This window comes from Mycobacterium sp. NTMscope_MAC_269, assembly GCF_976985695.1.
Map to the genome: position 1 here is coordinate 940,653 of NZ_OZ335668.1, position 13,482 is coordinate 954,134.

Below are 13,482 nucleotides of genomic sequence, written 5' to 3' on the forward strand. Positions count from 1 at the left end.
TTACCTCAGAGCAGTCCGAGCAGCTCCAGATTGGTGATGTACTTGACGATCACCGGCGCCGACACATGCGGAATGTCTTTGTCGGGGCCGATTTTCGCTTCCTGCACCGCCGCGCGGAACACGTCGGTGGGCGCCATCGATCCGTTGATCGGCTTCTCCGGCTCCTGGTAGTTGTGCAACAGCGGCAGCAGCGAGTACTGACGCTGCCGATCCGGCAGGGCCCGCAGCGACGTCTCAAAACGCCGCAGCCATTCCGAGTAATCGCCGATGCGCTCGATCGAATACCCGGCCTCGACCAGCCAGTCGATGTACTCGTCCAGGCCGATGCCGTCGTCGTACGGGTTCATCACGTGGTACGTCTGGAAACCGGTGTCGCTGTCGAGGATCTGTGTCCCTAGCGTCGAGATCGCCGCGGCGATGAACTCGACCGGCAGTCCGTCGTAGTGCGCCCGCTGCCGGTTGCCGTCGGCGTCGAGCTCGTAGAACGACCCGGGCGCGATACCCGTGGCGACCAGGCTCAGCATCAGCCGGGTGAACATGTCCGGCAGGTTGAGCTGCCCGGCATAGGTGGTGTCGGCCAGGATCATGTCGCAGCGGAACACCGAAACCGGCAGCCCACACAGGTCGTGCGCCTCACGCAGCAACACCTCGCCGGCCCACTTGCTGTTGCCGTAGCCGTTGGCGTAGTTGTCGTTGATCGCGCGGGTCGCGCTGATCTGCCGGATGTCGGCGTCTTCGACGAACTCGCCCGGCCGGATCTGATCGCCCACGCCGATCGTCGACACGTAGGTGTACGGCTTCTGCCTGGACGTCAGCGCGATCCGGATCAGCTCCGCGGTGCCCAGGGCGTTGGGCCCGAACAGCTCGCTGTAGGGCAGCACGTGGTTGACCAGCGCGGCGGGGTCGACGATGACATCGACCTCCTCGGCCAGTCGCTGCCAGGTCTGCTGGTCCAGGCCGAGGTTGGCCTCACCCTTGTCGCCCGCGATGACCTCCAGGCGGTCGGCGGCCAGCTGCTGGTAGTGCGCCAGCAGTTCGGGGTCGCCGCTGTCGAAGGTCTTGTCGAGCCGGGCGCGCGCCTCTTCGTCGGAGCGGGCGCGCACCAGGGCGATGACCTTGCCGTCGACCATGTCCATGCGCTCGAGCCAGTCCAGCGCCAGGTAGCGGCCCAAAAAGCCGGTCGCGCCGGTCAACAGCACGGTGCGCACCTCGGTGGCCGGCTTGGGCAGGCTCGGCGCGGCGGCCAGGGTCGCCTCGTCGAGGAACTTGTCCAGCGTGAGGTCACCGGCGCGCACCGTGGTCGCGCCGCGTCCGTGCACGGCGGCGAATGTCGGCCGCTTGGAGCCCTGCCGCTCGGCCTCGATGTAGGCGGCGATGGCCGCCAGGTCGTTGGCCGGGCTGACGATCACGCCCACCGGCACGTCGACATCGAAGATCTCGCGCAGCAGGTTGCCGAAGGTCAACGCCGACAACGAGTCTCCACCCAGATCGGTGAAGTGGGCGTCTCCGGACAAATCGCCGGTCGATGCGCCCAGCATGGCGGCGGCGGCGCGGCTCACGGTCTGCAGCACCGGCGCGTGCGCGCCGCTGCGACGCAGTTCGGCCAACTCGTTGGCCTGTCCCGCGGCCAGGTCGGCATAGATCTGCTCGAGCCGTTCCCCGTAGTGCGCCTTGAGCTTCGGCCACGCCAGCTTGCGAATCCCGGTCAGCAGACCGTTTTCCAGAGTGAACGGCGTGGTCTCGACGATGAAGTCGCGCGGCACCTCGTAGGACTGCAGGCCGGCCTCTTTGGCGACCTTCTGCAGCGCGTCGGCGATCTTCGGCTTGAGCACATCAATTCCATTGTCCGCCAACGCCTCTTCGGTCGGCACCACCACGGCCAGCAGGTAGGGCTGGGCGCTGTTGCCGTAGACGTAGATCTGGCGGATCAGCGGGCTGTTGCCGAACACCGCCTCCAGCTTGGCCAGGGTGACGAATTCGCCCTGCGCGAGCTTGAGCACGTTGTTGCGGCGGTCGACGTACACCAGCCGGTCCGGAGCGATCTCGGCGAACACGTCACCGGTGCGGTAGTACCCGTCGTCGTCGAAAACGTTGGCCGTGGTCTCGGCACGCTTGTAGTAGCCGGGGAACATGTTCTCGGTCCGCAGCAACAGCTCGCCGCGCGGATGAGGGCGATCGGTGGAGAAGTAGCCCAGATCCGGAACGTCGACGAGCTTGTAGTCGACGACCGGCGGGCGCTGAATCTCCCCGTCGAACAACACCATTCCGGCCTCGGTGGAGCCGTAGCCGTCCAGCAGGTGCATCTGCAACAGCGACTCGGCCCACGCCTTCAGCTCCGGGGAGGTCGGTGCGGAGCCCGTCATCGCGAAGATGAACCGCCCGCCCAGCAGGTACTGACGCTGTTCTTCCAACACGTCGGCCTCGACCGCCTCGCGATCGGCACCGTCGGTCAGACGGCGTTCGACCTGGCGCTGGAATTCGCCGTACAGCGTCTCCCAGATGCGCGGGACGAAGTTCATCTCGGTGGGCCGCACCAACTCGAGGTCCTCGAGCAGGGTGGACAGGTCGCTGCGCGCGGCGAAGTACGCGGTGCCGCCGTTTCCCAATGTGCCGTAGAGGATTCCGCGTCCCATGACGTGGCTCATCGGCATGAAGTTGAGAGTGATCGACGCGGCGCTTTCCCCGAACCAGTTCTTGCTGCCGCGGCGCCACATCTTGCCGACGTTGCTCTGCGGGTACATGGCGCCCTTGGGCGCGCCGGTGCTGCCGGAGGTGTAGATCAAAAGCGCGAGCGAGTCCTCGTCGGTCTGCCGCTCGGGAACGGCCGGCAGGGCTTTGCCGCGCTGCAACACGTCGGCCAGCTTCTCGACCACGACGCCGGTGGCGGCCAACCGCGCGGCGGCGCCTTCCACGGCCTCACGCTGGTCGTCGACCTCGGGCTGGTAGTCGAACACGACGAGCTTGCCGGGCACGTGCTCGCCGGCCAGGATCAGCTCCACGGCGTCGGGCAGCTGGTTGACGCTCGAGGCGATCAAGCTGGGCTCGGTCTCGGCGACGATCGGCTGCAGCGACGAGATCGCCGCGCTGGTCTGCAGCGGCACCGACACGGCCCCGATGGTGCCCAGCGCGATGTCGATGGTGGCGTAGTCAACGCTGTTGAAGCCGAGCACGCAGACCCGGTCGCCGGGGCGCACCGAGTCAGTTGCCCACGCGCGCCCAAGGGCCGAAACCCGTTCGCCGAGTTCGCCATACGTGATGGTCTCGAAGCGGGGGAGCAGCTCAGCCGTCGTCCGTCCGGACGTGGCGTCGGTGACGAACTCCACCGCGCGCTGCGCCAGCGCGGGCCGGTCGGCGTAGCCGTCCAGCACGGTCCGGATGATCTGCGGCAGCCGCAGCCCGGGCGCTTCGGTGGCGGCGGTGATCGCCGGGTTGGGCTGGGCGGCGGCGAATTGGGGGTCGTTGGCGATGAGTTCCTCGATACGGCGGTCGAGTTGTTCGTCATGAATGGCAGTCGACATAAACAGATCCCTTGCGAATGAAAGATAGCGAGTCAATAGGCGCGTCGGCGCTGACACATAGAACGTTAGCTAAAGTAACGGTATTCCACCATGATACGTCCCGTGGCGTCATTGTGAGATTGCCCACGGGCGCGGGGCGTTACAGGTCGCGCAACAACCCGCTCAGGATGTCGATGCCCTCGGCCAGCAGCTCGTCGCCGATGGTCAGCGGCGGCAGCAGCCGGATGACGTTGCCGAACATGCCGCAGGTCAGCACGATCACGCCGGCCGCCTGGGCCGCGACGGTCAGCTTCTGGGTCAGTTCCCTGTCCGGCTCGGCGGTCCCCGACTTCACCAACTCGATCGCGATCATGGCGCCCCGGCCGCGGACGTCGCCGATCCGGTCGTCGCCGGCCTGCAGGCGCAGCAGCGGTTCGGTGATGAGGCGTTCCAGATGCTGGGCTCGCTCGACCAAACCGTCGTTCTCGATCGTCTCGATGGTGGCGAGCGCGGCCGCGCAGGCCAGCGGATTCCCGCCGAAGGTGCCGCCCAGCCCGCCGACGTGCGGCGCGTCCATGATCTGGGCCCGGCCGGTGACCGCCGACAGGGGCAGCCCGTCGGCGATGGCCTTGGCGGTGCAGATCAGGTCGGGTTCTAGACCTTCCGGGCCCTCGTGTTCGCAGGCGAACATGGCGCCCGACCGCGCGAAGCCGGTTTGCACCTCGTCGGCGATGAACACCACGTCGTTGTTGCGGCACCAGTTCAGCAGGGTGGGCAGGAATCCCTCGGCCGGAACGATGAACCCGCCTTCGCCCTGGATCGGCTCGATGAGGAGGGCGGCCAGGTTGTCGGCGCCGATCTGGCTGTCGATGACCCTGATGGCCCGCGCGGCCGCTTTCTCCCCGTCGGTGGCCAGTTCCTTGTCGATCAGGCCGTCCCGATACGGGTAGGACAGCGGCGCCCGGTAGACCTCCGGCGCGAACGGGCCGAAGCCGGCCTTGTAGGGCATGGACTTCGCGGTCAGCGCCATCGTCAGGTTGGTGCGGCCGTGGTAGGCGTGGTTGAACGCCACCACGGCGGACTTGCGGGTGTAGGCGCGCGCGACCTTGACGGCATTCTCGACGGCCTCGGCGCCGGAATTGAACAGCACCGAGCGCTTCTCGCCGGAGCCCGGGGTGATGCGGTTGAGCGTTTCGGCCACGGCGACATACGACTCGTACGGCGTCACCATGAAGCAGGTGTGGGTGAACTCGGCGACCTGTGCGCGCACCGCGTCGACCACCCGGGGTGCGGAGTTGCCGATGGTCGTCACCGCGATGCCGGAACCGAGGTCGATCAACCGGTTGCCGTCGACGTCCTCGATGATGCCGCCGCCGGCGCGCGCCACGAAGACGGGGACGGAGACGTTGACCGCGTGCGACACCGCCGCCGCCCGGCGTTTGCTCAGTTCCAGCGAGACCGGGCCGGGGATCTCGGTGACCAGTTGGCGAGTCTGCTCGAGGCTGGCCACCACGTACTCCTCCCCGCGGCGCGCGTGTCACGCCACGCCTGAAAGCGTATCGAGCTTGCCGGCGGCGGGCACCGGTCGCACCGCGGCGGCCGGCGACGGGCCGCGGCCTGCCAGACTGAACGGGCACACTGGACCGTGACGAGGTGCGCGACGCTCGAGTCGGACCGGCACCTTTTCCCGCGAAACCTCCGGAAATACCTCCGAAAATCACGAAGAAAGACGGGCACGCCCATGGAGAGTTTGATCCTGTTCCTGCCGTTCCTGCTCATCATGGGCGGGTTCATGTACTTCGCGTCGCGGCGCCAGAAGCGCGCGATGCAGGCCACCATCGACCTGCACGAGTCGTTGAGCCCGGGCGACCGGGTGCACACCACGTCGGGCCTGCAGGCCACCGTCGTCGCGATCACCGACGACACCGTCGACCTGGAGATCTCGCCGGGCGTGGTGACCACCTGGATGAAGCTGGCGATCCGCGACCGGATCCTGCCCGACGACGAGGATCTGGTCGGCGGGGACGACTCCGCCGACGAGGGCTCGGTCGCCAAGGATTCCTGACGCCAAATACTTCGGGGGAGGACGGCTTGCGCGACGGCCTCCTCGGGGCCACGTAGGCTTTTCTAGGCTCTGTCCGGGGTAACTAACCGATTCTCGAGGAGATAGAAGGAACGTGGCATCGTCTTCGGCGCCGGTGCACCCTGCCCGCTACCTGTCGGTCTTCTTGGTGTTGCTCATCGGCGTCTACCTGCTGGTGTTCCTCACCGGCGACAAGCGCGCCGCCCCCAAGCTCGGGATCGACCTTCAGGGCGGCACCCGCGTCACGTTGACCGCGCGCACCCCGGATGGCTCGCGCCCCAGCCGCGAGGCGCTGGCGCAGGCGCAGCAGATCATCGGCGCCCGGGTCAACGGGCTCGGCGTCTCCGGTTCGGAGGTCGTCGTCGACGGCGACAACCTGATCATCACGGTCCCCGGCACCGACGGCAACGAGGCCCGCAACCTGGGCCAGACGGCCCGGCTGTACATCCGTCCGGTGCTCAACTCGATGCCGGCCCAAAGCGCCGAACCCAAGCCGGCGCCGCGCCAGCCGGCCCCCGCCCAGCCCGCGCCCGGCGGCCAGCCCGCACCCGGCCAGTCGGCGCCCGGAGAACCCGCGCCCGGCGGCCAGCCCGCGCCCGGCCAGCCGGCTCCGCCGCCGGCCGGACAGCCCGCGCCGGGCGGCAAGCCGGGCGCCCAGCCCCGGCCCTACCCGCAGGACCCGCCGCCGGCGCCCAGCCCCGCGCCCCCCGCACCCGCCCCGGGAGCGCCCGCCCCCGCGCCCGCGCCGGCTCCGGCGCCCGGCGCACCGGCCGGTGAGGCGTCGCCCGCCGAGGCGCCCGCGTCGCCGGATCCGCGCAAGGACCTCGCCGAGCGCATCGCCGATGAGAAGAAGTGGCGGCAGAGCACCCGGCAGGGCATCCAGTTCCTGGCGCTGCAGTTCCAGGCGACGCGCTGCGACAAAGAGGACATCCTGGCCGGCAACGACGACCCCGCCCAGCCGCTGATCACCTGCTCGACCGACCACAAGATGGCCTACCTGCTGGGGCCGTCCATCATCAGCGGCGACCAGATTCAGGACGCCACCTCGAGCCAGAACCAGCGCGGCATCGGCTACGTCGTCGACGTCCAGTTCAAGTCCGCCGCGGCGAACACCTGGGCGGACTTCACCGCCGCCCACATCGGCACCCAGACCGCGTTCACCCTGGACTCCCAGGTGGTCAGCGCCCCGATGATCCAAGAGGCCATCCCCGGCGGCCGCACCCAGATCAGCGGTGGCGACCCGCCGTTCACCGCGGCGACCGCCAAGCAGCTGGCCAACGTCCTGAAATACGGTTCGCTGCCGCTGTCGTTCGAAGCGTCGGAGGCCCAAACCGTCTCGGCGACACTGGGTTTGACCTCGCTGCGAGCCGGGCTGATCGCCGGCGCGATCGGCCTGGTCCTGGTGCTGCTGTATTCGCTGCTCTACTACCGGGTGCTGGGACTGCTCACGGCGCTGTCGCTCGCCGCTTCCGGCGCAATGGTTTTCGCGATCCTGGTGATCCTGGGCCGTCAGATCAACTACACCCTCGACCTGGCGGGCATCGCGGGTCTGATCATCGGTATCGGTACCACCGCAGACTCATTCGTCGTCTTCTTCGAACGCATCAAAGACGAGATCCGCGAAGGGCGTTCGTTCCGGTCGGCGGTGCCGCGAGGCTGGACGCGGGCGCGCAAGACGATCGTGTCGGGCAACGCGGTCACCTTCCTGGCCGCCGCGGTGCTCTACGCGCTGGCGATCGGCCAGGTGAAGGGCTTCGCATTCACGTTGGGGCTCACCACGATCCTCGACCTGGTGGTGGTGTTCCTGGTGACCTGGCCGCTGGTCTATCTGGCCTCGAAGTCACCGACGTTGGCGAAGCCCGCGTACAACGGCCTGGGCGCAATCCAGCAGGTCGCCCGCGAACGCCGGGGTGCGTCGCAGGTCAAGACGGGACGGGGATGACGTGATGGCCTCCAAAGACGCGACCGAGATCACCGAAACCTCCGAGGGCACAGTCGAATTGACCGACAGCACCGCCGGGGCGCCGCACCATAGCTTCCTGTCGCGCCTCTACACCGGCACCGGCGCGTTTGAGGTGGTCGGGCGGCGGCGGCTGTGGTTCGGCATCAGCGGCGCGATTGTCGCGGTCGCGCTCCTTTCGATCGTGTTGCGGGGCTTCAGCTTCGGCATCGACTTCAACGGCGGTACGACGGTCTCGATGCCCGCCGACGGGGCCAAGGGCACGGTGCAGACCTCCCAGGTCCAAGACGTGTTCCGCAAGACCCTCGGCAACGACGCGGAATCGGTGGTCGTCGTCGGCAACGGCGCCGCGGCGACCGTGCAGATCCGCTCCGAGACGCTGTCCAACGACCAGACGACCAAGTTGCGCAATGCGCTGTTCGACGCGTTTCAGCCCAAGGGGCCCGACGGCAAGCCCAGCAAGCAGGCCATCAGCGACTCGGCGGTCTCGGAGACCTGGGGTGACCAGATCACCATGAAGGCGCTGTTCGCCCTGGTGGTGTTTTTGGCGCTGGTCGGCGTGTACATCACGATCCGCTACGAGCGGTACATGACACTGGCCGCGATCGCGGCGATGTTCTTCGACCTGGCCGTCACGGCCGGGGTGTACTCGCTGGTGGGTTTCGAGGTCACCCCGGCCACCGTCATCGGCCTGCTGACGATCCTCGGTTTCTCCCTCTACGACACCGTCATCGTGTTCGACAAGGTCGAGGAGAACACCCACGGCTTCCAGCACAAACCCAAGCGCACCTTCGCCGAAGAGGCCAACCTGGCGATCAACCAGACGTTCATGCGGTCCATCAACACCAGCCTCATCGGTGTCCTGCCGGTGCTGGCGCTGATGGTGGTGGCGGTGTGGCTGCTGGGCGTCGGCACCCTGAAGGACCTGGCGCTGGTGCAGCTGATCGGCATCATCGTCGGCACCTACTCCTCGATCTTCTTCGCCACGCCGCTGCTGGTCAGCATGCGGGAACGCACCGAGTTGGTGCGCACCCACACCCGCCGCGTCATGCGGCGGCGCGCCGGGGGTTCGCGCGCGGGCGCCGAGAACGCCCCGGGCACCGACGACACCGATGACGAGGCTGCCGGCGGTTCGGCGCCGAAGCCGTCAGAGCCGTCGGAGCCGTCCAAGCCCGTGCCGAGCAAGCCGGCCCCGGGTGCCCGTCCCGTGCGGCCGACCGGGACGCGCCGTCCCACCGGCAAGCGGAACGTCGGCCGGCGGTAGGCGCGATGGCCACCAGGTACCGGGGAACTGGGGCCGATCGTGGCGCGCTAACCGGCCGGCGGAGCATCGCGCTGTGGATCAGCGCCGGGCTGGCGGTGATGCTGGCCGCGGGCTTCTTGGTGACGGCGTGCTCGGGTAGCGCCGCCTCCGAGTTCGACTACGTGGTCGACGGCCCGCTGAGCACCTACAACACCAACACCGTCGTCGGCGCCGCCTCGGCCGGAGCGCAGGCCTTCGCCCGCACGCTCACCGGGTTCAGCTACCACGGGCCCGGCGGGCAAATCGTCGCCGACCGCGACTTCGGCACCGTCTCGGTGGTCGGCGGCACGCCGCTGGTGCTGGACTACCAGATCGCCGACAACGCCGTCTACTCCGACGGCAAGCCGTTGACCTGCGACGACATCGTGCTGGCCTGGGCGGCCCAGTCCGGCCGCTTCCCGGAATTCAACGCGGCCACCCAGGGCGGCTACATCGACATCGCCAACGTCGAGTGCATCCCCGGGCAAAAGAAGGCGCGGGTGTCGTTCGTCCCGGACCGCGGCGTCGTCGACTACAACCAGCTGTTCAGCGCGACCTCGTTGATGCCGTCGCACGTCATCGCCGACCAACTCAACGTCGACGTGACCGCGGCGCTGCTCAGCCACAACGCGCCGCTGGTGCAACAGATCGCGAAGCTGTGGAACACCATCTGGGACCTCAAACCGGGTGTCGACCTGAAGCGCTTTCCGTCGTCGGGGCCCTACAAAATCGCCTCCGTCCTCGAGGGCGGCGCGGTGGTGCTCGTCGCCAACGACCGGTGGTGGGGGCCCAGGGCCATCACCAAGCGGATCACGGTCTGGCCGCAGGGGCCCGACATCCAGGACCGCGTCAACAACCGCACCGTCGACGTGGTCGACGTCGCCGCGGGTTCGTCGGGAACGCTGGCCACCCCCGACAACTACGAGCGCACCGACGCGCCGTCCGACGGCATCGAGCAGCTGATCTTCTCCCCGCAGGGGCCGCTGTCGGCGCCCAAGGCCCGCCGGGCCGTCGCGCTGTGCACGCCGCGCGACGCGCTGGCCCACGACGCGGGCACACCGATCGCCAATTCACGCCTGAGCCCGGCCGGCGACGACGCCGTCACCGCGGCGGACGGGGCCGCCGAGGCCGGCCCGTTCGGCAAGGCGGATCCGGTCGCCGCGCGCAACGCGCTGGGGGGTGCGCCGCTGGCGGTGCGGATCGGCTACCAGGGCCCCAACGCGCGCCTCGCGGTCAACGTCGGGGTCATCACCAAATCGTGCGCGGCGGCCGGGATCACCGTCTCCGGCGTCATCCTGGACAAATCGGGCCCGCAAGCGCTGCGCGACGGGAAGATCGACGCGTTGCTGGCCAGCACGGGCGGCGCGACCGGCAGCGGCTCGACGGGCTCCTCGGCGCTGGACGCCTACGCCCTGCACAGCGGCAACGGCAACAACCTGTCCGGATACTCCAATCCCCAGGTCGACAGCGCGATCGGCGCGCTGGCGGTGTCCGCCGACGCCGCCGAGCGGGTCAGGCTGCTGGCCGAAACCGCGCCGATACTGTGGGGCGACATGCCCACCCTGCCGCTGTACCGCCAGCAGCGCACGCTGCTGATGTCCAAGAAGATGTACGCGGTGAGCAACAACCCGACCCGGTGGGGCGTGGGCTGGAACATGGACCGATGGGCGCTGGTGCAGTGAGGTTGCGATGACGGATGTCGGTGGGCGGACGCCCGTGGCCGAGCTCATCGCGTCGCTGACGCGCAAGGTGGCCGACTTCCCCAAGCCGGGGATCCAGTTCAAGGACCTCACCCCGGTGTTCGCCGACGCCACGGCGATGACGGCGATCACCGGCGCGGTGGCCGAGCTCGCGGCCGGCGCCGATCTGGTGGCCGGTATCGAGGCCCGGGGATTCCTGGTGGCCGCGGCCGTCGCCGACCGGCTGCGCACGGGCGTGCTGGCCATCCGCAAGGCCGGGAAATTGCCACCGCCGGTGCACGCCGAGCGGTACGAGCTGGAATACGGCACCGCGACCCTGGAGATCCCCGGCGACGGCCTCGACCTGCGCGGACGCAACATCGTGATCATCGACGACGTGCTGGCCACCGGCGGCACCCTGGCGGCGTCAGCCCGGCTGCTCGGGCGCGCCGGGGCGTACGTGACCGCCGCGGTGGTGCTGTTCGAACTGGGCGGGCTGGGCGGCCGGGACGCGGTCGCGCCAGTGCCGGTCCACAGCCTGATGTACGAGTAGCCCACTCACATCGGAGATATCCTCGAATTCGGAGGTGACCAAACGTGGCGGATGACAACAGCGCGGCGCAAGCGCTCGACGCGCCCACTCACGTCACCGAGTCGCCTGCCATCACGCAGCCGATGGAGGCGCCGGAGCCGCCGACCGAATCCCTGAAGACGTCCAGCAGCGCGTCGCGGCGGGTTCGGGCGCGGCTGGCCCGGCGGATGACCGCGCAGCGCAGCACGCTCAACCCGGTCCTCGAACCGCTGGTGGCGGTGCACCGGGAGATCTACCCGAAGGCGAACGTGTCGATGCTGCAGCGCGCCTTCGAGGTCGCCGACCAGCGCCACGCCACCCAGTTGCGCCACTCCGGTGACCCCTACATCACCCACCCGCTGGCCGTCGCCACCATCCTGGCCGAATTGGGCATGGACACCACCACTTTGGTGGCCGCCCTGTTGCACGACACCGTCGAGGACACCGGCTACACCCTGGACGCGTTGAGCGAGGAATTCGGGGAAGAGGTGGGCCACCTCGTCGACGGCGTGACGAAGCTGGATCGCGTGGTGCTGGGCAGTGCCGCCGAGGGCGAGACGATCCGCAAGATGATCACCGCCATGGCGCGCGACCCACGCGTGCTGGTGATCAAGGTCGCCGACCGGCTGCACAACATGCGCACCATGCGGTTCCTGCCGCCGGAGAAGCAGGCCCGCAAGGCCCGTGAAACACTGGAAGTCATTGCGCCCCTTGCGCATCGGCTGGGTATGGCCAGCGTCAAGTGGGAATTGGAAGACCTGTCGTTCGCCATCCTGCATCCCAAGAAGTACGAGGAGATCGTTCGGCTGGTCGCCGGGCGCGCGCCGTCGCGGGACACCTACCTGGCCAAGGTCCGCGCCGAGATCGTCAGCACGCTGACCGCGTCGAAGATCAAGGCGACGGTGGAGGGTCGGCCCAAGCACTACTGGTCGATCTATCAGAAGATGATCGTCAAGGGCCGCGACTTCGACGACATCCACGACCTGGTCGGCATCCGCATCCTGTGCGACGAGATCCGGGACTGCTATGCCGCTGTGGGCGTGGTGCATTCGCTGTGGCAGCCGATGGCCGGCCGGTTCAAGGACTACATCGCCCAGCCCCGGTACGGCGTCTACCAGTCGCTGCACACCACCGTCGTCGGACCCGAGGGCAAGCCGCTGGAGGTGCAGATCCGCACCCGCGACATGCACCGCACCGCCGAATACGGCATCGCCGCGCACTGGCGCTACAAGGAGGCCAAGGGCCGCAACGGCCTTCCGCACCCGCACGCCGCCGCCGAGATCGACGACATGGCGTGGATGCGCCAGCTGCTCGACTGGCAACGGGAGGCCGCCGACCCCGGCGAATTCCTCGAGTCGCTGCGGTATGACCTTGCGGTCCAAGAGATCTTCGTGTTCACCCCCAAGGGCGACGTCATCACCCTGCCGACCGGCTCCACCCCGATCGACTTCGCCTACGCCGTGCACACCGAGGTCGGCCACCGCTGCATCGGCGCCCGGGTCAACGGGCGCCTGGTGGCGCTGGAACGCAAGCTGGAAAACGGCGAAGTGGTCGAGGTTTTCACCTCCAAGGCGGCCAATGCCGGGCCGTCGCGCGACTGGCAGCAGTTCGTGGTGTCACCGCGCGCCAAGGCCAAGATCCGGCAGTGGTTCGCCAAGGAACGCCGCGAGGAGGCGCTGGAGGCCGGCAAGGATGCCATGGCCCGCGAGGTACGCCGCGGCGGACTTCCGTTGCAGCGCTTGGTCAATGGCGAAACCCTGGCGGCGGTGGCCCGCGAGCTGCACTACATCGACGTCTCCGCCCTCTACACCGCGATCGGTGAGGGGCATGTGTCGGCCCGGCACGTCGTGCAGCGGCTGCTGGCCGAACTCGGCGGAATCGACCAGGCCGAGGAAGATCTCGCCGAACGGTCCACGCCGACGACCATGCTGCGGCGACCCCGCAGCAGCGACGACGTCGGGGTCTCGGTCCCCGGCGCCCCGGGCGTGCTGACCAAGCTGGCGAAGTGCTGCACGCCGGTGCCCGGCGACCAGATCATGGGGTTTGTCACCCGCGGTGGGGGCGTCAGCGTGCACCGCACCGACTGCACCAACGCCGCCTCGCTGCAGCAGCAGTCCGAGCGGATCATCGAGGTGAATTGGGCGCCGTCGCCGTCGTCGGTGTTCCTGGTGGCCATTCAGGTCGAGGCGCTCGACCGGCATCGGCTGCTGTCGGACGTCACGCGCGTGCTGGCCGACGAGAAGGTCAACATCCTGTCCGCGTCGGTGACGACGTCCGGTGATCGAGTTGCCATCAGTCGGTTCACCTTTGAGATGGGTGACCCCAAGCACCTCGGCCATCTCCTCAACGTGGTGCGCAACGTCGAGGGCGTGTACGACGTCTACCGCGTGACGTCCGCCGCCTGAGCGGG

General features: G+C 68.6%; 8 protein-coding genes. 6 read left to right on the plus strand and 2 right to left on the minus strand.

Features of this window, described 5'->3' with window-relative positions; translation table 11 throughout:
• Positions 1-5: 5 nt before the first annotated feature.
• Positions 6-3,518 carry a carboxylic acid reductase gene (car, locus tag ACZ50Z_RS04815; RefSeq protein WP_464482510.1) on the minus strand — a complete coding sequence of 1,171 codons (3,513 nt, stop codon included), beginning with the start codon at positions 3,516-3,518 and terminating at the stop codon, positions 6-8.
• 139 nt (positions 3,519-3,657) lie between these two features.
• Entirely contained in the window at positions 3,658-5,007 is a 1,350-nt protein-coding gene (gene gabT, locus ACZ50Z_RS04820) for a 4-aminobutyrate--2-oxoglutarate transaminase (RefSeq protein WP_464482511.1), read from the minus strand.
• 231 nt (positions 5,008-5,238) lie between these two features.
• On the opposite strand from gabT, the gene yajC reads away from it, so the two are divergent.
• From yajC to ACZ50Z_RS04850, 6 genes are all read left to right on the plus strand, one after another.
• Positions 5,239-5,562, plus strand: a complete 324-nt coding sequence (yajC, locus tag ACZ50Z_RS04825; RefSeq protein WP_464482512.1) for a preprotein translocase subunit YajC — start codon at positions 5,239-5,241, stop codon at positions 5,560-5,562.
• Positions 5,563-5,674: 112 nt separating this feature from the next.
• A complete protein-coding gene (secD, locus tag ACZ50Z_RS04830; protein WP_464482513.1) occupies positions 5,675-7,522 on the plus strand; it encodes a protein translocase subunit SecD in 1,848 nt (615 codons plus the stop codon).
• Positions 7,523-7,526: 4 nt separating this feature from the next.
• A complete protein-coding gene (secF, locus tag ACZ50Z_RS04835) occupies positions 7,527-8,804 on the plus strand; it encodes a protein translocase subunit SecF (RefSeq protein WP_464482514.1) in 1,278 nt (425 codons plus the stop codon).
• 98 nt (positions 8,805-8,902) lie between these two features.
• Positions 8,903-10,504, plus strand: coding sequence for an ABC transporter substrate-binding protein (locus ACZ50Z_RS04840; RefSeq protein WP_464486088.1), 1,602 nt, complete (start codon positions 8,903-8,905; stop codon positions 10,502-10,504).
• Positions 10,505-10,511: 7 nt separating this feature from the next.
• On the plus strand, positions 10,512-11,054 hold the full coding sequence (locus tag ACZ50Z_RS04845) for an adenine phosphoribosyltransferase (RefSeq protein ID WP_464482515.1): 543 nt from the start codon (positions 10,512-10,514) through the stop codon (positions 11,052-11,054).
• 44 nt (positions 11,055-11,098) lie between these two features.
• Positions 11,099-13,477, plus strand: coding sequence for a RelA/SpoT family protein (locus ACZ50Z_RS04850; RefSeq protein ID WP_464482516.1), 2,379 nt, complete (start codon positions 11,099-11,101; stop codon positions 13,475-13,477).
• The last annotated feature ends 5 nt before the right edge of the window (positions 13,478-13,482 follow it).

Coding starts and splice junctions, on each gene's coding strand:
- ACZ50Z_RS04845 (WP_464482515.1), top strand. CDS start 10,512: ATGACGGATGTCGGTGGGCGGACGCCCGTGGCCGAGCTCATCGCGTCG.
- secF (WP_464482514.1), top strand. CDS start 7,527: ATGGCCTCCAAAGACGCGACCGAGATCACCGAAACCTCCGAGGGCACA.
- yajC (WP_464482512.1), top strand. CDS start 5,239: ATGGAGAGTTTGATCCTGTTCCTGCCGTTCCTGCTCATCATGGGCGGG.
- car (WP_464482510.1), bottom strand. CDS start 3,518: ATGTCGACTGCCATTCATGACGAACAACTCGACCGCCGTATCGAGGAA.
- ACZ50Z_RS04840 (WP_464486088.1), top strand. CDS start 8,903: ATGCTGGCCGCGGGCTTCTTGGTGACGGCGTGCTCGGGTAGCGCCGCC.